Origin of the sequence: Labrenzia sp. OB1, assembly GCF_001624695.1 — a bacterium.
Lineage (GTDB): Bacteria > Pseudomonadota > Alphaproteobacteria > Rhizobiales > Stappiaceae > Roseibium.
Map to the genome: position 1 here is coordinate 108,386 of NZ_JSEP01000016.1, position 21,794 is coordinate 130,179.

At 58.9% G+C, this 21,794-nt stretch carries 31 protein-coding genes and 1 pseudogene; 1 reads left to right on the plus strand and 31 read right to left on the minus strand.

All coding sequences use genetic code 11. The features are described from left to right. Positions 1 to 204: 204 nt before the first annotated feature. Positions 205 to 1,047 (plus strand): annotated as a pseudogene (locus tag OA90_RS19680) (adenylate/guanylate cyclase domain-containing protein); the annotation flags it as partial. Between the two features lie 30 nt (positions 1,048 to 1,077). Here the strand turns inward: OA90_RS19680 and OA90_RS19685 are convergent. The 31 genes from OA90_RS19685 to OA90_RS19835 all read right to left on the minus strand — a co-directional run bounded on the left by OA90_RS19685 (position 1,078) and on the right by OA90_RS19835 (position 21,791). Then, positions 1,078 to 2,382 (minus strand): replication-associated recombination protein A, encoded by a 1,305-nt coding sequence (locus OA90_RS19685; protein WP_068416121.1) that lies wholly within the window; start codon positions 2,380 to 2,382, stop codon positions 1,078 to 1,080. A 9-nt stretch (positions 2,383 to 2,391) separates the two neighbouring features. After that, positions 2,392 to 3,882: a DegQ family serine endoprotease gene (locus tag OA90_RS19690; protein WP_244274675.1), complete on the minus strand. Its 1,491-nt coding sequence runs from the start codon at positions 3,880 to 3,882 to the stop codon at positions 2,392 to 2,394. A 267-nt stretch (positions 3,883 to 4,149) separates the two neighbouring features. After that, a complete protein-coding gene (locus OA90_RS19695) occupies positions 4,150 to 6,153 on the minus strand; it encodes a methyl-accepting chemotaxis protein (protein WP_208986206.1) in 2,004 nt (667 codons plus the stop codon). 363 nt (positions 6,154 to 6,516) lie between these two features. Continuing rightward, positions 6,517 to 6,942: a 50S ribosomal protein L17 gene (gene rplQ / locus OA90_RS19700; protein WP_068416126.1), complete on the minus strand. Its 426-nt coding sequence runs from the start codon at positions 6,940 to 6,942 to the stop codon at positions 6,517 to 6,519. Between the two features lie 185 nt (positions 6,943 to 7,127). Beyond that, positions 7,128 to 8,207, minus strand: coding sequence for a DNA-directed RNA polymerase subunit alpha (locus tag OA90_RS19705; protein WP_208986207.1), 1,080 nt, complete (start codon positions 8,205 to 8,207; stop codon positions 7,128 to 7,130). Positions 8,208 to 8,238: 31 nt separating this feature from the next. Beyond that, positions 8,239 to 8,628, minus strand: coding sequence for a 30S ribosomal protein S11 (rpsK, locus tag OA90_RS19710; protein ID WP_068416131.1), 390 nt, complete (start codon positions 8,626 to 8,628; stop codon positions 8,239 to 8,241). A 71-nt stretch (positions 8,629 to 8,699) separates the two neighbouring features. Next, positions 8,700 to 9,068: a 30S ribosomal protein S13 gene (rpsM, locus tag OA90_RS19715; RefSeq protein ID WP_068416278.1), complete on the minus strand. Its 369-nt coding sequence runs from the start codon at positions 9,066 to 9,068 to the stop codon at positions 8,700 to 8,702. Positions 9,069 to 9,253: 185 nt separating this feature from the next. After that, positions 9,254 to 9,844: an adenylate kinase gene (locus OA90_RS19720; protein ID WP_068416133.1), complete on the minus strand. Its 591-nt coding sequence runs from the start codon at positions 9,842 to 9,844 to the stop codon at positions 9,254 to 9,256. Next, positions 9,841 to 11,172 carry a preprotein translocase subunit SecY gene (gene secY, locus OA90_RS19725; RefSeq protein WP_068416136.1) on the minus strand — a complete coding sequence of 444 codons (1,332 nt, stop codon included), beginning with the start codon at positions 11,170 to 11,172 and terminating at the stop codon, positions 9,841 to 9,843. Before secY ends, OA90_RS19720 begins: the two co-directional genes overlap by 4 nt. A gap of 50 nt (positions 11,173 to 11,222) precedes the next feature. After that, positions 11,223 to 11,690 (minus strand): 50S ribosomal protein L15, encoded by a 468-nt coding sequence (gene rplO / locus OA90_RS19730; protein WP_068416139.1) that lies wholly within the window; start codon positions 11,688 to 11,690, stop codon positions 11,223 to 11,225. A 23-nt stretch (positions 11,691 to 11,713) separates the two neighbouring features. Continuing rightward, positions 11,714 to 11,911, minus strand: coding sequence for a 50S ribosomal protein L30 (gene rpmD / locus OA90_RS19735; protein WP_068416141.1), 198 nt, complete (start codon positions 11,909 to 11,911; stop codon positions 11,714 to 11,716). Positions 11,912 to 11,952: 41 nt separating this feature from the next. Next, positions 11,953 to 12,519 (minus strand): 30S ribosomal protein S5, encoded by a 567-nt coding sequence (gene rpsE / locus OA90_RS19740; protein ID WP_068416144.1) that lies wholly within the window; start codon positions 12,517 to 12,519, stop codon positions 11,953 to 11,955. A gap of 41 nt (positions 12,520 to 12,560) precedes the next feature. Further along, the gene (gene rplR, locus OA90_RS19745) at positions 12,561 to 12,923 is read right to left on the minus strand and encodes a 50S ribosomal protein L18 (RefSeq protein WP_068416147.1); all 363 of its coding nucleotides are present in this window, start codon (positions 12,921 to 12,923) and stop codon (positions 12,561 to 12,563) included. Between the two features lie 12 nt (positions 12,924 to 12,935). Next, positions 12,936 to 13,469 (minus strand): 50S ribosomal protein L6, encoded by a 534-nt coding sequence (gene rplF, locus OA90_RS19750; protein ID WP_068416150.1) that lies wholly within the window; start codon positions 13,467 to 13,469, stop codon positions 12,936 to 12,938. A gap of 41 nt (positions 13,470 to 13,510) precedes the next feature. Beyond that, positions 13,511 to 13,909 carry a 30S ribosomal protein S8 gene (gene rpsH / locus OA90_RS19755; RefSeq protein WP_068416152.1) on the minus strand — a complete coding sequence of 133 codons (399 nt, stop codon included), beginning with the start codon at positions 13,907 to 13,909 and terminating at the stop codon, positions 13,511 to 13,513. Between the two features lie 12 nt (positions 13,910 to 13,921). Beyond that, complete coding sequence (rpsN, locus tag OA90_RS19760; RefSeq protein WP_006936439.1) at positions 13,922 to 14,227, minus strand: 30S ribosomal protein S14; 306 nt, start codon at positions 14,225 to 14,227, stop codon at positions 13,922 to 13,924. A gap of 21 nt (positions 14,228 to 14,248) precedes the next feature. After that, positions 14,249 to 14,806: a 50S ribosomal protein L5 gene (gene rplE, locus OA90_RS19765; RefSeq protein WP_068416154.1), complete on the minus strand. Its 558-nt coding sequence runs from the start codon at positions 14,804 to 14,806 to the stop codon at positions 14,249 to 14,251. Further along, the gene (gene rplX, locus OA90_RS19770; RefSeq protein ID WP_068416157.1) at positions 14,799 to 15,116 is read right to left on the minus strand and encodes a 50S ribosomal protein L24; all 318 of its coding nucleotides are present in this window, start codon (positions 15,114 to 15,116) and stop codon (positions 14,799 to 14,801) included. Before rplX ends, rplE begins: the two co-directional genes overlap by 8 nt. Continuing rightward, complete coding sequence (rplN, locus tag OA90_RS19775; RefSeq protein ID WP_068416160.1) at positions 15,116 to 15,484, minus strand: 50S ribosomal protein L14; 369 nt, start codon at positions 15,482 to 15,484, stop codon at positions 15,116 to 15,118. Before rplN ends, rplX begins: the two co-directional genes overlap by 1 nt. 69 nt (positions 15,485 to 15,553) lie before the next feature. Then, positions 15,554 to 15,784, minus strand: a complete 231-nt coding sequence (rpsQ, locus tag OA90_RS19780) for a 30S ribosomal protein S17 (RefSeq protein ID WP_068416163.1) — start codon at positions 15,782 to 15,784, stop codon at positions 15,554 to 15,556. 10 nt (positions 15,785 to 15,794) lie between these two features. Further along, positions 15,795 to 15,995, minus strand: a complete 201-nt coding sequence (rpmC, locus tag OA90_RS19785; RefSeq protein WP_068416165.1) for a 50S ribosomal protein L29 — start codon at positions 15,993 to 15,995, stop codon at positions 15,795 to 15,797. 21 nt (positions 15,996 to 16,016) lie between these two features. Then, positions 16,017 to 16,430 (minus strand): 50S ribosomal protein L16, encoded by a 414-nt coding sequence (rplP, locus tag OA90_RS19790; protein WP_068416168.1) that lies wholly within the window; start codon positions 16,428 to 16,430, stop codon positions 16,017 to 16,019. A gap of 47 nt (positions 16,431 to 16,477) precedes the next feature. Next, positions 16,478 to 17,206, minus strand: a complete 729-nt coding sequence (gene rpsC / locus OA90_RS19795; RefSeq protein ID WP_068416171.1) for a 30S ribosomal protein S3 — start codon at positions 17,204 to 17,206, stop codon at positions 16,478 to 16,480. After that, positions 17,206 to 17,586, minus strand: coding sequence for a 50S ribosomal protein L22 (rplV, locus tag OA90_RS19800; protein WP_068416173.1), 381 nt, complete (start codon positions 17,584 to 17,586; stop codon positions 17,206 to 17,208). Before rplV ends, rpsC begins: the two co-directional genes overlap by 1 nt. Before the next feature lie 2 nt (positions 17,587 to 17,588). Continuing rightward, positions 17,589 to 17,867, minus strand: coding sequence for a 30S ribosomal protein S19 (gene rpsS / locus OA90_RS19805; protein ID WP_068416176.1), 279 nt, complete (start codon positions 17,865 to 17,867; stop codon positions 17,589 to 17,591). Positions 17,868 to 17,879: 12 nt separating this feature from the next. After that, positions 17,880 to 18,713, minus strand: a complete 834-nt coding sequence (gene rplB, locus OA90_RS19810; RefSeq protein WP_068416178.1) for a 50S ribosomal protein L2 — start codon at positions 18,711 to 18,713, stop codon at positions 17,880 to 17,882. An 18-nt stretch (positions 18,714 to 18,731) separates the two neighbouring features. Next, positions 18,732 to 19,025, minus strand: a complete 294-nt coding sequence (locus OA90_RS19815) for a 50S ribosomal protein L23 (protein ID WP_068416180.1) — start codon at positions 19,023 to 19,025, stop codon at positions 18,732 to 18,734. Beyond that, positions 19,022 to 19,642, minus strand: coding sequence for a 50S ribosomal protein L4 (gene rplD / locus OA90_RS19820; RefSeq protein ID WP_068416183.1), 621 nt, complete (start codon positions 19,640 to 19,642; stop codon positions 19,022 to 19,024). Before rplD ends, OA90_RS19815 begins: the two co-directional genes overlap by 4 nt. After that, positions 19,642 to 20,352 (minus strand): 50S ribosomal protein L3, encoded by a 711-nt coding sequence (gene rplC, locus OA90_RS19825; RefSeq protein ID WP_068416186.1) that lies wholly within the window; start codon positions 20,350 to 20,352, stop codon positions 19,642 to 19,644. The genes rplD and rplC overlap by 1 nt, the downstream gene beginning before the upstream one ends. Before the next feature lie 23 nt (positions 20,353 to 20,375). Continuing rightward, positions 20,376 to 20,684 carry a 30S ribosomal protein S10 gene (gene rpsJ / locus OA90_RS19830; RefSeq protein ID WP_006936455.1) on the minus strand — a complete coding sequence of 103 codons (309 nt, stop codon included), beginning with the start codon at positions 20,682 to 20,684 and terminating at the stop codon, positions 20,376 to 20,378. 72 nt (positions 20,685 to 20,756) lie between these two features. Beyond that, the gene (locus OA90_RS19835; protein ID WP_068416189.1) at positions 20,757 to 21,791 is read right to left on the minus strand and encodes an elongation factor Tu; all 1,035 of its coding nucleotides are present in this window, start codon (positions 21,789 to 21,791) and stop codon (positions 20,757 to 20,759) included. Positions 21,792 to 21,794: the final 3 nt, after the last annotated feature.

Here is a 21,794-nt window from a genome sequence, read left to right on the forward strand (position 1 = left end):
CGCGCCGCGACTTCGGTACTGCGAATTGAAATGGCAAAGAACTTGAAAAACGAAACGAAAGTGCCTCCTTCAGACGGCGCCGCTGACCCGGAGCAGACGTTGCGCGCGCTGCAGGAAGAAAACAAATATCTGCATTCCGAGCTGGAAGACCTGCGCCTTCTGTATGAAGCGACCATTGAACACGGCGAAGCCGTTGAAGACCAGTTGGCCGACCAGTCGACCCGCATGGAAGACCTGTCAAAGCAGCTGGCAAAATACCTGTCGCCACAGGTCTACAAGTCGATTTTCGAGGGCCGTCAGGAAGTCAAGATCACCTCGGCTCGCAAGAAGCTGACGGTCTTCTTTTCCGATATCGCCGGGTTCACGGAAACCGCGGAACGGCTTGAGTCGGAAGAACTGACGTTCATACTCAACCAGTATCTCACCGAAATGTCGAAAATCGCCCTCAAATATGGCGCCACTATCGACAAATATGTCGGCGACGCCATCCTGATCTTCTTCGGCGATCCGGAAACCCAGGGCGTCATGGAGGATGCCATGGCCTGCGTCCGGATGGCGATTGAAATGCAGGACCGGATGGCGGAGTTGCAGGATGTCTGGCGCGAAGCCGGCATTTCCAAGCCGCTGAAATGCCGCATGGGCATTCACACCGACTATTGCACTGTCGGCAATTTCGGCAGCAACGACCGGCTGGACTACACGATCATCGGACGCGGCGTGAACACGGCATCCCGCTTGGAGAGCCTGGCAGCACCCGGATCGATCCTGATTTCCTTCGAAACCTTTTCCCAGGTGAAGGACGAGATACAGTGCATCGACACCGGCGAAGTAACCGTGAAGGGCATCGCATATCCGGTCGCGACCTATGAAGTCATCGGCTTGCGGACGGATACCGCTGAAGGTCCGGATCTGGACCTGGCGGTGGTTTCGCGGCAGCTGAACCAGCTTGCTCTCCACCTTCCCGGCACCGTGACTTCACAGGAACGCGAACAGCTCGCCGTATCGCTCAGGAACGCGCTGGACCGTCTGGACAGCACCCGGACCTGACGCATGCCTCAGACTGCTTGATGCCGAACGTCAGCCGCGGTCCTTGCGCAACTTGTCCCAATAGTCCAACCGCTTGCGCAATTCCCGCTCGAAACCGCGTTGCGGGGGATCGTAATAGGTCTGGCGCCCCAGTTTCTCGGGAAAATAATCCTGCCCGGAGAAGCCTTCCGGCGCGTCGTGGTCGTATTGATAGCCATCGCCATACCCTTCCTGCTTCATGAGCTTTGTGGGGGCGTTGAGGATATGCTTTGGCGGCAGCAGAGAGCCGCTGGTCTTCGCATCGCGCATGGCCGCCTTGTAGGCCACATAAGCGCCATTGGATTTGGGCGCGGTCGCGAGGTAGACTACCGATTGCGCAAGAGCCAGCTCGCCCTCCGGCGACCCCAGCATCTGATAGGCGTCCCGGGCGGCGTTCGCCTGAACAAGCGCGTTCGGATCCGCCAGGCCGATATCCTCCACAGCCATGCGGATAAGACGGCGGGCCAGATACATCGGGTCCTCGCCCCCGTCCAGCATGCGGCAGAACCAGTAAAGGGCTGCATCCGGGTCCGAGCCACGCACGGACTTGTGCAGGGCGGAAATGAGATTGTAGTGCCCGTCCGCGCTCTTGTCGTAAATCGGCGCCCGCCGCTGCACGATCTCCTGCAGGCGGTCCGCATCGAAGACCTCGTCTTCCGCCGCCGCCCGCCAGACATCTTCCACCAGTGTCAGTGCGGAGCGGCCGTCACCGTCCGCCATGCGGATCAGCACTTGCCTGGCATCCCCATCCAGCGGCAATTGTTTTTCCTCGGTCTCTTCCGCCCGGTTCAGCAGACTGTCGATTGCCTCCAGGGAAAGCGAATGGAAGGTCATCACATGGGAACGCGAGAGCAGAGCGGCGTTCAGTTCAAAGGACGGATTTTCCGTCGTCGCGCCGACAAGAGTGATCGTGCCGTCTTCCATCACCGGCAGGAAACTGTCCTGCTGGGCACGGTTGAACCTATGAATCTCGTCGACGAACAGCAGCGTGGCCCGTCCGCCCATACGCCGCACACGGGCTGCCTCGAAGACCTTCTTCAGATCGGCCACACCGGAAAAGATCGCCGAGGTCTGCTCGAAGGCCAGATCGGTCTCGTTCGCGAGCAGCCGGGCGATGGTGGTCTTTCCCGTCCCCGGCGGCCCCCAGAAGATCAACGACCCCAGCGTCCGGGTCTTCAGCATCCGCGAGAGCGTTCCCTCCGGACCGAGGAGATGATCCTGGCCGACCACATCGGCAAGTCTCGTTGGACGCATCCTGTCTGCGAGCGGTCTCGGACCCGTCTGCTGAAGACCGGAGGCTTCGAAAAGATCGCTCAACCTGCTCTCCTATCCGCGCAAGGTGAGCTGCGAAACCTTGCCGTCGCGCTCGATGTCAAGCTGCCACACGCGCGGCGGGGCTTTCGTGATGGCTTCAAGCATACGCGTCGTTTCAATTTCCTGCCGGTTCACACCGCGGACAATATCGCCGGGCCGCAGTCCGACCCGATCGGCGGTGCTGCCCCGGTTGACCTCCGCGATGACCACCCCTTCGAAGGTGGCGCCCTGCAGTCCGATTTCCTCGGCGACCGCCGGCGACAGGTTCATCACCGTCGTTCCCTCGAACGGGGAATATTCGATCAATTCGCGGGTATCGCGCGCGGGTTCCTCCGGTGCGGGCCGCAGGGAAATGGAGAGTGTAACCTCCCTGTTGTCGCGCAAAATCAGGAAGTCCGACGTTTCGCCGATCATCTTGGTTGCGAAGCGATAGCCGAAGGAATTCGGATCGACCACTTCCTTGCCGTCGACCGCAATCACCAGATCGCTGACCTTGAGGCCGGCCGCTCGCGCCGGTGAGCCCGGAAAGACCGCCGTCACCAGAACGCCTCTGGGCCTGTCCAGCGAAAGGGCCTCGGCGATCTCCGCATTGACGATCTGGACGGTCGCCCCGAGCCAGGGCCGCAGAACCTTTCCGCCCTGATCCGCCGCGCGTGCCACAAACCGCGCCATATGCGCCGGAATGGCGAAGCCGATGCCGTTTGAGCCGCCCGAGCGCGAGAAAATCGCGGTATTGATGCCCACAAGCCGGCCGGTCATGTCCACCAGCGCACCACCGGAATTGCCGGGATTGATCGCGGCATCCGTCTGAATGAAGAACTGGAAATCCGTCACACCTACCTGGGTGCGCGCCGTTGCGGAGACGATGCCCTGCGTCACGGTTTGCCCGACACCGAAGGGATTGCCGATGGCCAGAACGATATCGCCGACCTCCAGACTGTCGGAATCGGCGAACGCCACATGTTCGAAAGGACCTTCCTCGCGGATTTTCAGCACCGCCAGATCGGTGCGTTCGTCCATCAATACGATATCGGCATCGAACTCACGCCGGTCGCTCAGCGCCACCCGCACTTCATCCGCATCCTTGATGACATGATGGTTGGTGATCACCGTTCCATCGGCGGAAATGATCACCCCCGATCCGAGGGAGGATTCCACCCTCTCGCGCGGCCGGTCGAAGCCGCCGCCCGGTTGGCCGAAAAACCGTCGAAAAAAGGGATCGTCGAAGAAAGGCGAGACCTGCCTGCGCTGCACGACCTTGCGGCTGGCATAGACATTGACGACTGCCGGGGCGACCTCTTTGACGATCGGCGCGAACGACAGTTTGATCTGCGCGCCGTTTTGCGGGACGAGCCGCAGATCGGCCGGTGACGGTTGCGCGGTCTGCGTGATTGCAGCAGCTGGCCAGAGAGCGAGCCCCCCCGCCAGAACCACCCTGAGCATACGCCGGGTGTAACCAGATTTCGTCAAGCGCATTGCCGAGCCCTCAATACCAATGAGCATTTATTGTGACCAACCGGAGGCCGTTCTTGGAGGGTTTTGGGACGGCGTCCCACGTCTTGTCCGATACCCTGCATCGCGCCGCGACGTGCTCCTTGCCGGCCCCCCTCCAAAACGGTCAGATGGATCATAATCAATGCTCCTCGGTATTACCTTCGAATCTATCAAGTCTCTTGCGATACATGGCAGATAGGGAGGAAAAGAGGCAAATACAAAAGCAAAGAGCCGCCGGAAATCCGGCGGCTCTTTTCATTCGGCATCTGTTCGGTGTCAGGCGGAGCGAACCTGATCCAGGAAGCTGCGCACTTCCTTGTCAAGCTGTTCGGCCTCCATCGCCATATCCGCGGCTTCCTCGGAGAAGTTCTGCGCGGCCATGTTGGTGTCATTGGAAAGCGCGGACACATTGCGGATATCCTCGGTGACCTTGGAGGTTCCGCCGGCAGCCCGCTGGGTGTTCTCCGCGATACCTTGCGTCGCGTAGCTCTGTTCGGTGACAGCCGCTGCAACTTCGCTCACCGACTTGGTGATCTCGTCGATGGTCTTCTGGATATCGCCGATCGCATCGACGGCATCGTCGGTTGCACCGCGGATCGCGTCGATCTGCTGCTGGATCTCTCCGGTCGCCTTGCCGGTCTGGGATGCAAGATCCTTGACCTCGGACGCCACAACCGCAAAGCCCCGGCCCGCCTCGCCCGCACGCGCCGCCTCGATGGTGGCGTTCAGGGCAAGAAGGTTGGTCTGGTCGGCAATGTCGCTGATCAGGGTGATGACCTCGCCAATCCGGTTCGCGGCTTCCGCAAGCGACTTCACCGTATCGTTGGTTGTCTCCGCCCGCTTGGTCGCTGCGGCGGCGACACTCGAAGATCGCTCGATCAGTGTCGAGATTTCCTGGATCGAGCTCGACAGCTGGTCGGACGCGGCAGCGATGGATTCCACCTCCGACAGCGTGTTTTGCGACATCTCCGCCGCGCTGGCGGACGTCTCTCCGGCACTGTCGGTCATGCTGCGCATGTTGGTTGCCGATTCACGCAGCTTGCTCGCCGAACGGGCAACCTTGTCGACCACCGTTCCAACGGTCGCTTCGAAGTCTCCGGCAAGGCTCGACAACATCTCGTGACGCTGCGCGGCCTGCCGTTGGGCGGTATCGGCTTCTTCCGCCGCCCGGCGCTCGTTTTCCTCCGCCGCGTTCTGGCGTATCTGCACCACAGCGCGACCGATGTCACCGATTTCGTCCTTGCGGTTCGCAGCGGAGATTTCAGCTTCCAGATCGCCGGATGCAATTGCATTCAGCGCCCCGACCAGGGTGGTGAGCGGGCGAGTGATGGACCGGGAGAAGAAAATCGCGATTACAGCAGCGACAGCGACCGTTACCAGCGACCACATGAACATCTGATCGCGCATATTGCTAACTGCCGAGAGCGTTTCCTCAACGCTCTTTTCAGCGACAATCGCCCAATTCTGTCCCTGGAAAGGCAAAGGACGGGCAACCATCAGGTCAGCCACACCGTCGGCTCCGGTAACCACGCCGGCAGTTTCAGCACCCGCCGCAGCAGCCAACGCAGGCTCCGCGGTGGACTGTACGACAAGAGCCGTACGGTCACCGGCCAGCGGCATGTCGCTGAGCAGCGTACCGTCCTGATCGACAACATAGACCTGACCGGTTTCACCAAGGTCATCCCTGTTGGCGACTATTTTGTTGAGGAAGGAAGAATCGATCCGCATGGCAACCACACCGGTCAGGCTGATTGACCCAAAGGAATTCATGAAGACGGGAGACGCCAGAAACAGGGAGCTTTCTCCACCGGCAGGACCGTAGGATTCGAACATGCTCGTTGCAATCTCGCCTTCGCCCAGATCCCTGGCGGAAGTGAAGACAGCCTCAAGGCCAGAGCCGTCGGCAAGGCCTCCGTCACCGAGTTTCTCGAGAAACTCGCCGCCCTTGGTCACTGAATAAAGGATAAGGCCGTCGGAATCGATGAGATAGATGTCCGAGTAACCGCCGTTCTTCCAGACATTGTAAAATGCCGGGTGCGCCTCTGAGTGGCGCCAGGCGTACATGGTCTTCTGCTCTTTACCGGTAATGGCAGCACGCTCACCGGCTGTCTGCGGCTCATGAAACAGGCTGAGGATCTCACCCTTTTCCTTCGAAAGATTCATGGCGGCATTGCCCAGATTGCTCAGGGGATCCGCGACGCTCGAAGCGAGATTGACAATCTCTGCCTGAACAGAATGCAACTTGGACTCCAGCAGGGCGGACCTTGCCGTAATCACCATTCCAAGTTCCGCTTCAGCGGCTTTCTGCAAACCGTCCCGGCCAGTTATATAACCGATCACGCCAACTGCAGCACAAGCCGCAACGGTGACAACGATCATCAAAGCAGGAATGACAAAGGAAAGACGCAGAGATAAAAAGTTCCTCTTTGCGCCTGAATGTTTCTTGCCAATCACAGTGTATCTCCCCAGCCTAGTCAAAACCATATTAAGGCACTGAGCGGGACGTTAAGGGCGACTTCTTAAATCATTGATAATGGTAAAAACTGCTAGGGGAAAAAACGTATTCTCGGGTTATCGCATTGCGTAAAAATGAAAAAAGGCGGACCGATGGCCCGCCTTTAAAATCACGCTGAAAACGCTTTTTTACGCTGCGTTTTCCGCTGCTTCTGCTGCCTCGACGCGGGCACGGTCTTCAGCGCCGCGCGCTTCCGGATCCCGGTCAACCAATTCGATCACAGCCAGCGGCGCATTGTCGCCGTAGCGAAAACCTGCCTTCAGAACGCGGGAATAACCGCCGTTGCGGTCCTTGTAACGCTCACCGAGCGTTTCGAACAGCTTGGCAACCATTGCCGTATCGCGAATCTGCGAAATGGCCTGGCGGCGTGCATGAAGTCCACCGCGCTTGCCCAGGGTGATGAGCTTGTCGATGATCGGCTTCATTTCCTTGGCCTTCGGCAAGGTCGTGACGATCTGTTCGTGCTTGATCAGCGACGCTGCCATATTAGCGAACATAGCCTTGCGGTGGCTGGATGTCCGGTTGAGCTTGCGGCCGGATTTACCGTGGCGCATGGCCCTCTCCTTTTTCTGTCAGGCAGTCTGCTTGAACCATTGAAGCACTTGCCCGGTTTATCCTCTAGAGCAACCCGTATCCAGGCGGATCACCTGAATACGGACAAGTCGCTCGATTCCTTCGTTGGCGAGCATCTTGTCCGCATTCGATTGAACGCAGGATGCTCTGGGGACGCGTACGTCCCTTAATACTGATGGTCTTCGTAGCGCTTTGCCAAATCGTCGATGTTCTCGGGCGGCCAGTTGGCGACTTCCATGCCGAGATGGAGACCCATCTGGGCGAGAACTTCCTTGATCTCGTTGAGCGACTTGCGGCCGAAATTCGGCGTCCGCAGCATTTCCGCTTCGGTCTTCTGAATGAGATCGCCAATATACACGATATTGTCGTTCTTCAGGCAGTTTGCGGACCGGACGGACAGCTCCAGTTCGTCGACTTTCTTGAGAAGCGCCGGATTGAACGCCAGTTCCGGGACGGAATCCTCGGCAACTTCGCGCTGCGGCTCTTCGAAATTGACGAAGATGGAAAGCTGGTCCTGCAGAATGCGCGCCGCGAAAGCCACGGCATCATCCGGCTTGACCGAACCATCGGTTTCAACCGTCAGGGTCAGCTTGTCATAGTCGAGAACCTGGCCTTCACGGGTGTTTTCCACCTTGTAGGAGACCTTCTTGACCGGTGAGTACAAGCTGTCGACCGGAATAAGGCCGATCGGCGCATCTTCCGGACGATTGCGGTCGGACGAATGATAGCCCTTGCCGGTGTTGACGGTGAATTCCATGCGGATCTCGGCGCCCTCGTCCAGCGTGCAAAGCACCAGTTCCGGATTGAGAACCTCGACATCGCCAACCGTCTGAATGTCACCTGCGGTCACGACACCAGGACCCTGCTTGCGCACAACCATGCGCTTGGGGCCTTCGCCTTCCATGCGGATGGCGATTTCCTTGATGTTGAGCACGATGTCGGTGACATCTTCCCGGACGCCCGGGATCGACGAGAATTCATGCAGAACGCCGTCAATCTGGACCGCCGTAACGGCTGCGCCCTGAAGGGAGGACAGCAGGATACGGCGCAGAGCGTTGCCCAGGGTCAGGCCGTAGCCACGCTCGAGCGGCTCGGCAACCACAGTTGCCAGAAAGCGGGGATCGTCGCCCGGCTTGATCTCGAGTTTGGTCGGCTTGATAAGTTCTTGCCAGTTTTTTTGAATGGTCACGTTTTCGTCCCTTCGGCTATCCCGCTCGGCTTTGAAGGCCGAGCCATTCCTTGCCATTTGGAGAAACTAGTAACTAAAGCGGGAAGCCTTAGACGCGGCGGCGCTTGCGCGGACGGCAGCCATTGTGCGGTATCGGCGTCACGTCACGGATGGACGTGATGAGGAAACCGGCAGCCTGCAGGGCGCGCAGAGCGGATTCACGGCCGGAACCGGGGCCACGAACCTCGACTTCCAGCGTGCGCATACCATGTTCGGCGGCTTTCTTCGCAGCATCTTCCGCGGCAACCTGAGCTGCATACGGTGTAGACTTGCGCGAGCCCTTGAAACCGAGAGCACCGGCGGACGACCAGGAGATCGTGTTGCCCTGAGCATCGGTAATCGTGATCATCGTGTTGTTGAACGTCGAGTTCACATGCGCGACGCCAGAAGAAATGTTCTTGCGTTCGCGGCGACGCACGCGCGTCGTTTCTTTAGCCATTTTGTTGTCCTTGTTTTGATCTCTTCACTGCCGTAATTCCGGCAGCTCCACCACCAATCGCCGAGCGATGATTATTTTTTCTTGCCTGCGATCGGCTTTGCCGGACCCTTGCGGGTACGAGCATTCGTATGAGTCCGCTGACCGCGAACCGGAAGGCCGCGGCGGTGACGCAGGCCGCGGTAGCAGCCAAGGTCCATGAGACGCTTGATGTTCATCGCGGTGTCACGACGAAGGTCACCTTCAACCATGTAATCACGGTCGATGGTTTCGCGGATCGAAAGAACTTCCGAATCGGAAAGTTCATTGACGCGGCGGGCAGCATCGATGTTGTTCTTCTCGATGATTTCCTGAGCGAACTTTTTACCGATGCCGTGAATATACTGAAGCGCGATAACTACGCGCTTGTTCGTCGGGATGTTAACGCCAGCAATACGTGCCACGTTCGTCTCCATGTTGAGCAGCAGCCGCAACGGCTTGCCGCAGAGAGAAAAAACCCGCGTCCGGTGGAGTCCGGCCCCTGCGGGGTACGAAAATGCCGGGAAATCCCGGCACAGAGAATGCCGGCCCCACTGTCGTGGAACCGGCTAAACTGTAAGGTAGACCGCGTCCTTTAACGGCTCCACCCCTATCCGTCAAGTCCTTGCAGCGCGGATTCTATGGACGCCGTCACGTCGTCGATAGATTGCATTCCGTCAATCACGGACAGCAAGTCGGCTTTCTCGTAATAGGGAACCACAACCGCAGTATCCCGGTTGTATGCTTCAAGGCGTTGCTTGAAAACTTCCGGGTCGTCGTCCTTGCGCACAGGCTGGCCGGCAGCCTTGGCGTCCTCGGCACGTTTGATGATCCGGTCGACTAGTTTGGTCTGGTCAACGCGGAGTTCAAGAACTGCGTCTACCTTCTGATTGCTGTCCTGGAGCATCTTGTCGAGCGCTTCCGCCTGGGCGATGGTCCGCGGGAAGCCGTCCAGGATGAACCCTTTTCTGGCGTCGTCCTCGGCAATCCGGTCACGGATAATGCCGACGACGATCTCGTCGGAGACGAGACCGCCGGCATTCATAACTTCCTTGGCCTTGAGGCCTACCGGGGTCTGGGCGGCAACGGCGGCCCGCAACATGTCTCCGGTGGAGAGTTGCGGTATGCCGTGTTTCGCGACAAGGCGCTCGGCCTGTGTCCCCTTCCCCGCTCCTGGCGGTCCTACCAGAATCAGCCTCATCTACGCCTCCCACTCAATTTCGCTTTTTTCACCAGACCTTCATATTGATGCGCAAGCAGGTGTCCCTGAATCTGGGATACGGTATCCATTGTCACGCTTACGACGATCAACAAGGAGGTTCCCCCGAAATAGAACGGAACGCCCGTCGCCGAAATGAGGAATTCGGGTAATAGACAAACAATGGTGATGTAGATCGCACCGACAGTGGTAATGCGCGTCAGCACATGGTCGATATATTGCGCAGTCCGCTCACCCGGACGGATCCCCGGTATGAACCCGCCATGCTTCTTCAGGTTATCGGCGGTATCGCTCGGATTGAAAACGATAGCCGTATAAAAGAAGCAGAAGAAGATGATCATGGCCGCGTAAGCGATCATGAACAGGGGCTGGCCGTGACCGAGCGCCGCGGTGATGTAAGTCAGCCATTCATTGCCCGAGCCCTGGCCGAAACCGGCAACCGTTGCCGGCACCAGCAGCAGGGACGAGGCGAAGATCGGCGGAATCACACCTGCGGTGTTGAGCTTGAGCGGCAGGAACGACGTTTGTCCCTGCATCATCTGGTTGCCCATCTGGCGCTTTGGATACTGGATCAGAAGACGCCGCTGCGCCCGCTCCATGAACACGATGAACGCGATCACGACGACGGCCAGAATGATAACGGCAAGAATGATCCAGGTCGCCAGGGAGCCCTGACGGCCGAGTTCCAGCGTCTGCACGATGGCCGACGGAAGACCCGCAACGATACCGGCGAAGATGATCAGCGAAATACCGTTGCCGATGCCGCGCGAGGTAATCTGCTCACCCAGCCACATCAGGAACATGGTGCCACCGACCAGTGTGATCACCGTGGACGCGCGGAAGAACCAGCCCGGATCGGTAACGACATTGGCCGCACCTTCCAGCCCGACTGCGATGCCATAGGCCTGGAACGCGGCCAGGATCACGGTTCCGTAGCGGGTGTACTGGTTGATTACCTTGCGGCCCTGTTCGCCCTCCTTCTTCAGCTGCTCGAGCGTCGGCACGACGGTCGTCATGAGCTGCATGATGATGGAAGCGGAAATATACGGCATGATGCCGAGGGCGAAGATCGCCATACGCTGGACCGCGCCACCGGAGAACATGTTGAACATGCCGATGATGCCGGACTGGGCCTGGTTGAAGGCCTGCGCGAAAGCTTCAGGATTGATACCGGGCATCGGGATATAGGTGCCCAGTCGATAAACCAAAAGCGCCCCCAGTGTGAACCAGATGCGCTTTTTGAGCTCTTCAGCCTTGGCGAAAGCTGAGAAATTGAGATTTGACGCCAGTTGCTCGGCGGCCGATGCCATGCCCTACTCCGGTCAGATACTTGCTGACAAAATGGGAAAAGCCCAGGCTGTTAAGCCTGAGCTCCCAGAACGGCAACCTTGCCGCCCGCTTTTTCAATCGCTGCTACAGCGCCCTTGGAGGCACCGGCAACTTCAAATGTCACTGCAGCGGTGAGTTCACCACTGGCAACGAGACGCACACCGTCACGGATACGCTTGACGACGCCTGCGGCTTTCAGCGTTTCGACGGTAACCGTCTCGGACGCTTTGAGCTTGCCGGCATCGATGGCCTTCTGAACACGGCCAACGGACACTGTCGTGTAGTCCTTGGCAAAAATGTTCGTGAAACCACGCTTCGGCAGACGGCGGTGAAGCGGCATCTGACCGCCTTCAAAGCCTTTGATCGCGACGCCGGAACGGGACTTCTGACCCTTGACGCCACGGCCGCCGGTCTTGCCCTTGCCGGAACCGATACCGCGGCCAACGCGAGTGCGGTCTTTCACGGCACCTTCGTTGTCACGAAGTTCGTTGAGCTTCATGTTTTTCTCTCCTCACCCCGTTGTTACGCGTTGTCTTTGACAACACGAACGAGATGCTGGACCTTATTGATCATGCCGCGCACTTCAGGAGTGTCCTTCAGTGTTTTACGACGGTGCATCTTGTTCAGGCCGAGACCGACGAGCGTCGCGCGCTGATCCTTCGGACGGCGCAGCGGGCTGCCAATCTGTTCGACCGTGACAGTCTTTTCGGTGTTCGCCATGGAACCTACCCTCTTTCAGCTGAAAACCGGAACCGCTAAGGTCAAGCCTCAGCGGCAGCCGGAGCCGCCTCATCGTTGTTGTCACGACGCCGGGACTGCAACACAGAGACCTTGAGGCCACGGCGGGCAGCGACGGAGCGCGGGCTGTCTTCCTTGGTCAGCGCAGCGAATGTCGCGCGAACCATGTTGTAGGGGTTGGAGGTCCCCAGCGACTTGGCCACAACGTCCTGAACGCCGAGCGTTTCGAAGACGGCACGCATCGGGCCACCCGCGATGATGCCGGTACCGGCCGGAGCCGCCCGCAACAGCACCTTGCCGGCGCCATGACGGCCTTCCACATCGTGGTGCAGCGTCCTGCCTTCGCGCAGAGGCACACGGATCATCGTGCGCTTTGCAGCTTCTGTTGCCTTCCGGATGGCTTCCGGCACTTCACGCGCCTTGCCATGACCGAAGCCGACACGGCCCTTCTGATCACCAACCACAACCAGAGCAGCGAAGCCGAAACGACGGCCACCCTTGACCACCTTGGCAACGCGGTTGATGTGAACGAGCTTGTCGACGAATTCGCTGTCTCGCTCGTCGCGATCGCGATGTTCCTGTCTCGCCATATTATACGTCTTCCGTTCTTAAGAGCGCCAACGGGCGCTGGTCAGAATTCAAGTCCACCTTCACGAGCCGCATCAGCAAGCGCCTTGACGCGCCCGTGATACTGATACCCGCCTCGGTCAAACACGACCTGCTTAATGCCGGCCGCGACTGCGCGTTCGGCGACAAGCTTGCCAACGGCTGCAGCTGCAGCAACGTCGGCGCCCGTTTTCAGGTTGCCCTTGAGATCTTGTTCGATCGTTGAAGCAGAGGCAATCGTATGCCCCTTCGCATCGTCAATGATCTGGGCGTAGATCTGCTTCGACGAGCGGAAGATAGAAAGACGCGGACGATCTCCTGCGGCTTTCCGGATCGAACGACGCACGCGATCGCGACGGCGCTCGAAAGCTTGTTTGCTGTTCGCCATGATCCTGGTCCGTTACTTCTTCTTGCCTTCTTTGCGGACGATGAACTCGCCTGCATATCGAACGCCTTTGCCCTTGTAGGGCTCCGGCGGGCGGAATTCACGAATTTCAGCAGCAACCTGGCCGACACGTTGTTTGTCGGTTCCGGAGATGCTGATTTCCGTCGGTTTCGGGCACGCGATATCGATCCCTTCCGGAATCGGATAAATGACGTCGTGCGAGAAACCCAGCGCCAGCTGAAGGTTCTTGCCCTGGATCTGTGCGCGGTAACCGACACCGGTCATGGCGAGGTCTTTCTTGAAGCCCTCGGTCACACCGGTGATCAGGTTCGCCACCATGGTCCGGCTCATGCCCCACATGGAGCGGGCCGGCTTGGTGTTGTTGCGCGGATCAATCCTGATACCGTCATCCGTCATTTCGGCCAGAACAAGATCGTTGAGCATGAAAGACTTTTCGCCTTTCGGGCCCTTGATCGTAACCGTCTGACCGTCGATCGATGCCGTTACCCCGCTTGGCACGGGGACTGGCTTTTTGCCAATACGAGACATTTGACCAACCTTGTCGTTGTTTCAAAAGTGAGTCTGTCGCATCAGAAGACGCGGCAGAGTACCTCACCACCTACATTTTCATCCCGCGCCTGATGGTCGCTCATGACGCCGCGCGGGGTCGATATGATCGACACGCCCAGGCCATTGGAGACATGCGGGATATTTCTCACCGACGAGTAAACGCGACGTCCCGGCTTGGAAACCCGCTCAATCGTGCGGATAACCGGCTCGCCATCGAAATACTTCAGTTCGATTTCCAACTCGGACTTGCCGCCCTCGTATTCAACCGTGGTGTAGCCACGGATGTAACCCTCTTTGGCGAGCACATCAAGTACGTGCGCGCGCAATTTGGAATTTGGTGAGCTGACCTTGTTTTTGCGACGCATTTGCGCGTTGCGAATCCGGGTCAGCATATCCCCCAACGGATCAGAAATTGCCATCGGAGTTTCTCCTTACCAGCTCGACTTGACCAGGCCCGGGATCTTGCCCAGGGAACCCAGTTCACGAAGCGCAATACGCGACATCTTCAGCTTGCGATAAAAACCGCGCGGACGGCCGGACACTTCGCAACGGTTGCGAACGCGGTTCGGCGCGGAGTTCCGCGGCAGTTTCGCCAGCTTCAGACGGGCATTGTAGCGCTCTTCCAGGGACAGGCTTTCATCTTTCGCCAGTGCCTTGAGAGCAGCGCGCTTCTCTGCGTATTTCTTTACAAGCTTCTCGCGGCGCTTGTTTTTCTCGATTGCGCTTTTCTTCGCCATCGTCGATCCCTTCCTTGCCCGTTACTTCGTGAACGGGAAGTTGAACGCGCGCAGAAGCTCGCGTGCTTCGTCATCCGTCGGCGCCGTGGTGCAAACGATCACGTCCATGCCCCAGATCTGGTCGACCTTGTCGTACTCGACTTCCGGAAACACGATGTGTTCCTTGATACCCATGGCATAGTTGCCACGGCCATCGAAGCTCTTCGGGTTCAGACCCCGGAAGTCACGCACGCGCGGCAGCGCGATGGTGATGAGACGGTCAAGAAATTCGAACATCTGCTGGCTGCGCAAGGTAACCTTGACGCCCAGCGGCATGCCTTCGCGGACCTTGAAGGTCGCGATGGATTTCTTCGCCATGGTGATAACAGGCTTCTGACCGGCGATCGCCGCCAGGTCGTCGGCTGCGATACGGGCTTTCTTGGAATCGCCGACGGCTTCACCGACACCGATGTTCAAGACAACCTTTTCGAGCTGCGGAACCTGCATGACGTTCTTGTATTCGAACTTTTCAAGAAGCTGCTTGCGCACGACTTCGTTGTAATGCGTCTTGAGACGCGGCACGTAAGTAGTCTCAGCCATCGATCAGGTCTCCCGAACGTCTGGACACACGAACCTTGGTGCCATCGTCCTGAACTTTGAAGCCGACGCGGGTCGCCTTGCCGTCCTTCGGATCGGCCAGTGCGATGTTCGACATGTGGATCGGAGCTTCCTTCGCCACGATGCCGGCTTCCTGCGCCTGGGTCTGCTTCTGGTGACGGCGGACCATATTGATACCGCGGACCAGAGCCTTGTTATCGGACGTCAGAATCTGAACGACCTCACCCGACTTGCCCTTGTCACGACCGGTCAGCACGACCACTGTGTCGCCTTTTTTAATTTTCGCAGCCATCAGAGCACCTCCGGCGCGAGCGAAATGATCTTCATGTGGTTCTTTGCACGGAGTTCGCGCGGTACCGGTCCGAAGATACGGGTGCCGACGGGCTCCTTGTTGTTGTTGACCAGCACGGCCGCATTGCGGTCGAACCGGATCACGCTGCCATCGGGACGGCGGATATCCTTAGCCGTGCGCACGACGACAGCCTTCATCACGTCGCCCTTCTTGACGCGCCCCCGCGGAATAGCCTCTTTCACGGAAACAACGATAATGTCTCCGACCTTGGCGTATTTACGCTTGGAGCCGCCGAGCACTTTGATGCACATGACACGACGGGCGCCGGAATTGTCGGCGACGTCGAGGTTTGTTTGCATCTGAATCATGACTGGCTGCCTTGTTCTTCTAGCGGCGCACGGGTCACGTGCGCCTGATGCTCACTGAATGGAGCGCGATCACTGAGTGACCACGGTCCAACGTTTGTTTTTCGAGATCGGCGCACACTCTTCGATCTGAACAGAATCGCCGACCTTGTAATTGTTGCTTTCATCATGCGCACGGTACTTCTTCGTACGGCGCACAGTCTTCTTCAAAAGCGGGTGTGTGAAGCGGCGCTCCACGTTCACCGTGACCGTCTTGTCATTGGCGTCGCTGACTACGGTGCCCTGCAGGATACGCTTCGGCATTGCCGTCTCCTTACGCGTTCGCCGTCACACGCTTGTCGCGCATGATCGTCTGGATACGCGCGACATCACGGCGGATTTGCCGGACACGCGCGGTATTTTCAAGCTGACCCGTGGCCTTCTGGAAGCGCAGGTTGAACTGCTCTTTCTTCAGGACCTCAAGCTCACTACGGAGCTCATCGAGGGTCTTTGCCCTTACATCGGAAGCCTTCATGGCTGTAACTCCTCGCCTGCCCTACTCGCCGATACGCTGAACGAAACGGCACTTGATCGGCAGCTTGGCGGCGGCAAGACGCATGGCTTCACGCGCAGTGTCTTCCGGCACACCGTCGATTTCAAACATGATCCGGCCCGGCTTGACACGACAAGCCCAGAAATCCGGCGAACCCTTACCCTTACCCATGCGGACTTCCGCAGGTTTCGAAGAAACCGGGACGTCCGGGAAGATACGGATCCAAACACGACCAGCACGTTTCATGTGACGGGTCATAGCACGACGGGCCGCTTCGATCTGACGTGCCGTGACACGCTCCGGCTCAAGAGCCTTCAGACCGAATGCGCCGAAGTTGAGGTCGGTGCCTCCCTTCGACAAGCCGTGAATGCGGCCTTTGTGCTGCTTGCGGAACTTTGTGCGCTTCGGTTGCAGCATCGTTCTTCTCTCGTCTTTCTTTTCTTACGAGCGGCAGGCAGCTTGACTTAAGCTGCGCGCTCGCGGCCCCGATCCCGGCGTCCGCCGCGATCACCCTGATGTCCTTCGGAAGCTGCGGTCGCACGGCGTTCGGACGCCATCGGATCATGCTCCAGAATTTCACCCTTGAAGATCCAGACCTTCACACCGCACACGCCATAAGCCGTGTGAGCGCTTGCAACACCGTAGTCGATGTCCGCACGCAGGGTGTGAAGCGGCACGCGGCCTTCACGGTACCACTCGATACGCGCGATTTCCGCGCCACCGAGACGGCCGCCGCAGTTGATCCGGATGCCCTGGGCGCCGAGACGCATGGCGGACTGAACGGCCCGCTTCATGGCGCGGCGGAAAGCAACACGGCGTTCCAGCTGCTGAGCGATCGAAGCGGCAACCAGGGTCGCGTCGATTTCCGGCTTGCGCACTTCAACGATGTTGAGATGCACTTCCGAATTCGTGATTTCGGCAATCTTCTTGCGAAGACGCTCGATATCGGCACCCTTTTTACCGATGACCACACCCGGACGACCGGAATGAATGGCAACACGGCACTTCTTATGCGGGCGTTCGATAACCACCTTGGAAACCGCAGCCTGCTTGAGTTCCTTCAGCAGGAACTCACGGATGCGGAAATCTTCGTGAAGAAGGTCGCCGTATTCGTTCTTGTTCGCATACCAGCGGGAATCCCAGGTGCGGTTAATCCCGAGGCGCATGCCGATCGGGTTTGTCTTGTGTCCCATCAGGCAGTCTCCTCAGTTTCACGAACAACGATGGTCAGGTTCGAGAAAGGCTTCTCGATCCGGCCGACACGTCCGCGAGCACGGGCCTGGAACCGCTTGATGACAAAGGCCTTGCCAACATGAGCTTCGGCAACCACCAGGTTGTCGATGTCCAGGTCATGGTTGTTTTCCGCGTTTGCGACGGCGGACATCAGGGTCTTCTTGACGTCCTGCGCGATGCGCTTACGGGAGAATGTCAGGTCCGCAATCGCGGAGCCGACCTTTTTACCGCGGATCGAAGCCGCAACGAGGTTCAGCTTGCGCGGCGAAACGCGCAGCATGCGGGTCATTGCCCGGGCCTCATTGTCAGCGAGCGTCCGCTCACGCTTCGGCTTGCCCATCGTTACTTCCTCTTCGCCTTCTTGTCGGCGCCGTGTCCGTAATAGGTCCGGGACGGAGAAAACTCACCGAGCTTGTGACCAATCATTTCTTCAGACACCAGCACCGGAACGTGCTTTTGACCGTTGTAGACGCCGAAGGTCAAACCTACGAACTGCGGAAGAACTGTTGAGCGGCGGCTCCAGGTCTTGATGACCTCGTTCCGGCCGGACTCACGAACCTTGTCCGCCTTCTTAAGCAGATACCCGTCGACAAACGGACCTTTCCAGATCGAACGTGCCACGATCCTTGTCCTTTACTTCTTACGCGCGTGGCGGCTGCGGACGATAAACTTATCGGTCTGCTTGTTGCGCCGTGTGCGTTTGCCTTTGGTCGGTTTACCCCAGGGGGTAACCGGATGACGTCCACCGGAAGTCCGGCCTTCACCACCGCCATGCGGGTGGTCGATCGGGTTCATGGCAACACCGCGAGTGTGCGGACGTATGCCAAGCCAGCGAGAGCGGCCTGCTTTACCCAGGTTCACGTTGGAGTGGTCCGGATTGGACACGGCGCCAACGGTTGCCATGCAGGTTCCCAGGACACGGCGCTGCTCGCCCGACATCAGGCGCAGCGTGGTATAGCCCTGGTCACGGCCAACGATCTGAACGAAGGCCCCCGCGGAGCGGGCGATCTGGGCGCCCTTGCCCGGCTTCATTTCGATGTTGTGCACGATCGTGCCGACCGGAATGCGCGACAGCGGAGAGGCGTTACCCGGCTTCACGTCAACGCTTTCGCCGGCAATAACGGTGTCACCGACACCCAGACGCTGCGGCGCCAGGATGTAGCTCAGCTCGCCGTCTTCATAACGGATCAGAGCGATGAATGCGGTCCGGTTCGGATCGTATTCCAGGCGCTCGACCGTCGCCGGCACGTCCCACTTGCGCCGCTTGAAGTCGACAAGACGGTAAGACCGCTTGTGACCGCCACCGCGGTTCGGAGACGTCAGGCGACCGGTGTTGTTACGTCCACCCGATTTGGACAGGCCTTCGGTCAAGGTCTTGACCGGCTTGCCCTTCCAGAGACCGGAGCGGTCAACCTGAACAAGCTGACGGCGGCCTGGGGACGTTGGGTTGAATGTCTTAAGTGCCATTTTTCTTAAGTCCCCGCCTTAGAGCCCGGTGGTCACGTCGATTGCGTGACCTTCCTGCAGCGTTACGACGGCCTTCTTGAAGTCAGACTGACGGCCAAGACGTCCACGGAAGCGCTTGACCTTGCCCTTGCGGACGAGGGTGTTCACAGCCGTGACCTTGACACCGAACAGCGCTTCCACTGCGGCCTTGATTTCCGGCTTCGTCGCATCGTTCGCAACTTTGAAGACAACCTTGTTCTCTTCGGAAGCCATTGTCGCCTTCTCGGTGATTACCGGGCCGACGATCTTGTCATAATGAGGAAGTTTGCTCATTTGAAGCGCTCCTCAAGTGCGGACACCGCTGCCTTGGTCAACACCAGGGTGTGAGCCCGCAGGATGTCGTAGACGTTGATGCCCTGTACCGGCAACACATCCAGATGCGGAATGTTGCGCGATGCCAGAACGAAATTGTTGTCGACTTCGGCGCCGTCGATCACCAGGGCACTTGTCAGACCCAGCTTCGCGAGCTGTTCCTTGAGAGCCTTGGTCTTCGCTTCGGCCGCCTTGGCGTCCTCAACGACGACGATACCGTCCGCCTTGGCTTTCGCCGAAAGGGCATGCTTAAGGCCGAGGGCGCGAACCTTCTTGGGCAGATCGTGGCCATGGTCGCGAACGACCGGTCCGAATGCTCTGCCGCCACCGCGGAACTGCGGGGCCTTCTTGTTGCCGTGACGCGCGCCGCCCGAACCCTTCTGGCGGACGAATTTCTTCGTCGTGCCGGAAACTTCGGAACGGCCCAGCGTTTTGTGGGTGCCGGCCTGGCGTTTCGCCAGTTGCCAGCGCACCACACGGTGGATCAAATCGGTGCGCGGCTCGAGACCAAAGATCTCGTCAGACACCGTGATCGAACCGGCCGCCCCACCTGCGAGGGTCTTGACCTGGAGTTCCATCACTCACTCTCCTTCCCGGCGGCTTCAGTCGCTTCGGATGCCTTGAATGCACCCGGAACCGGAACGTTTTCCGGAAGCGCCTTCTTGATCGCGTCGCGGACCAGGATCCAGCCGCCCTTGGCGCCCGGAACAGAACCCTCGACCATGATCAGGCCACGCTCAACATCAGTGCGCACAACCTTCAGGTTCTGCGTGGTCACGCGGGCATCGCCCATATGACCGGCCATCTTCTTGCCCTTGAACACGCGACCCGGGTCCTGACACTGACCGGTGGAACCGTGTGCGCGGTGCGAGACCGAGTTACCGTGCGATGCACGGCCGCCGCCGAAGTTGTGACGCTTCATCGCACCGGCAAAACCCTTACCGATGGATGTGCCCGTCACGTCGACGAACTGGCCTTCGACGTAATGGTCAGCGGTCAACTCGGCGCCAACGTCGATGAGATTATCCGCAGTAACGCGGAACTCGGCGACGGTTCGCTTCGGTTCGACCTTTGCAATGGCAAAATGGCCGCGCAACGCCTTGGGCGTATTCTTGACTTTACGGATACCGGCGCCGAGCTGCAGCGCAGTGTAACCATTTTTTTCGTCAGTCCGGTGGGCAACCACCTGGCAATTTTCCAGCCGCAGAACAGTGACCGGAACATGCTCGCCCGCATCATTGTAAATGCGGGTCATGCCCACTTTCTGAGCGATCACTCCAGAACGCATGGATGTGTCCCCTTTGACCCGCTTTAGAGCTTGATCTCGACGTCAACACCAGCGGCAAGGTCGAGCTTCATCAGCGCGTCCACCGTCTGGGGCGTCGGATCAACGATATCGAGAAGCCGCTTATGCGTACGCATCTCGAACTGATCCCGGCTTTTCTTGTCGATGTGCGGACCGCGAAGCACCGTGTACTTCTCAATCCGCGTCGGCAGCGGTACGGGACCCCGCACCTGAGCACCGGTCCGCTTGGCCGTATTGACGATCTCCTTGGTGGAGGCGTCCAGAATACGGTGGTCAAACGCTTTTAGGCGGATCCGGATATTCTGACCGTTCATTGTTATTGTTCCCAATAAGACTGCGGGCCTGCCCGCGCTTCATTAAAAATCACCGGCAGGCCCGGCTGTCGATTACTCGACGATGGATGCAACGACGCCTGCGCCGACGGTCCGGCCACCTTCGCGGATAGCGAAGCGCAGGCCTTCTTCCATGGCGATCGGCACGATCAGTTCAACGTCAACGGAGACGTTGTCGCCCGGCATCACCATTTCCGTGCCTTCCGGCAGGGACACGACACCGGTCACGTCCGTCGTACGGAAGTAGAACTGCGGACGGTAGTTGGTGAAGAACGGTGTATGACGGCCGCCCTCTTCCTTCGTCAGGATGTAGGCTTCTGCCTTGAACTTCGTGTGCGGGGTAACAGAACCCGCGACTTCTTCGCCAACCTTCACGATACCGCGCTCAACACGACCGGTCACAACCGTGCCACGGCCGGAGATCGAGAACACGTCTTCGATCGGCATCAGGAACGGCATGTCCTTCGGACGCTCGGGCGTCGGAATGTAAGCATCGACCTGAGCCATCAGCTCGCGGATCGCGTCACGGCCGATGGCCGGGTCACGGTTCTCGACAGCTGCCAGCGCGGAGCCCTTGACGATCGGAATGTCGTCGCCCGGGAACTCGTAGGAGGACAGAAGCTCGCGGATTTCCATTTCGACAAGCTCGATGAGCTCTTCGTCGTCGACCTGGTCAACCTTGTTCATGAACACGACAAGCGCCGGAACACCGACCTGACGGGCAAGCAGGATGTGCTCGCGGGTCTGCGGCATCGGGCCATCGGCAGCCGAAACAACGAGAATGCCGCCGTCCATCTGCGCCGCGCCGGTGATCATGTTCTTCACATAATCGGCGTGACCCGGGCAATCAACGTGCGCGTAGTGACGGTTTTCCGTCTCATACTCGACGTGAGCCGTGGAGATCGTGATGCCGCGGGCCTTTTCTTCAGGCGCGCCGTCGATCTCGTCATAAGCTTTTGCTGTCGCACCACCGGCCTCAGCCAGCGTCATCGTGATTGCAGCTGTCAGCGTCGTCTTGCCGTGGTCAACATGGCCAATCGTGCCAATGTTAACGTGCGGCTTCGTGCGCTCAAATTTTTCTTTCGCCATCGG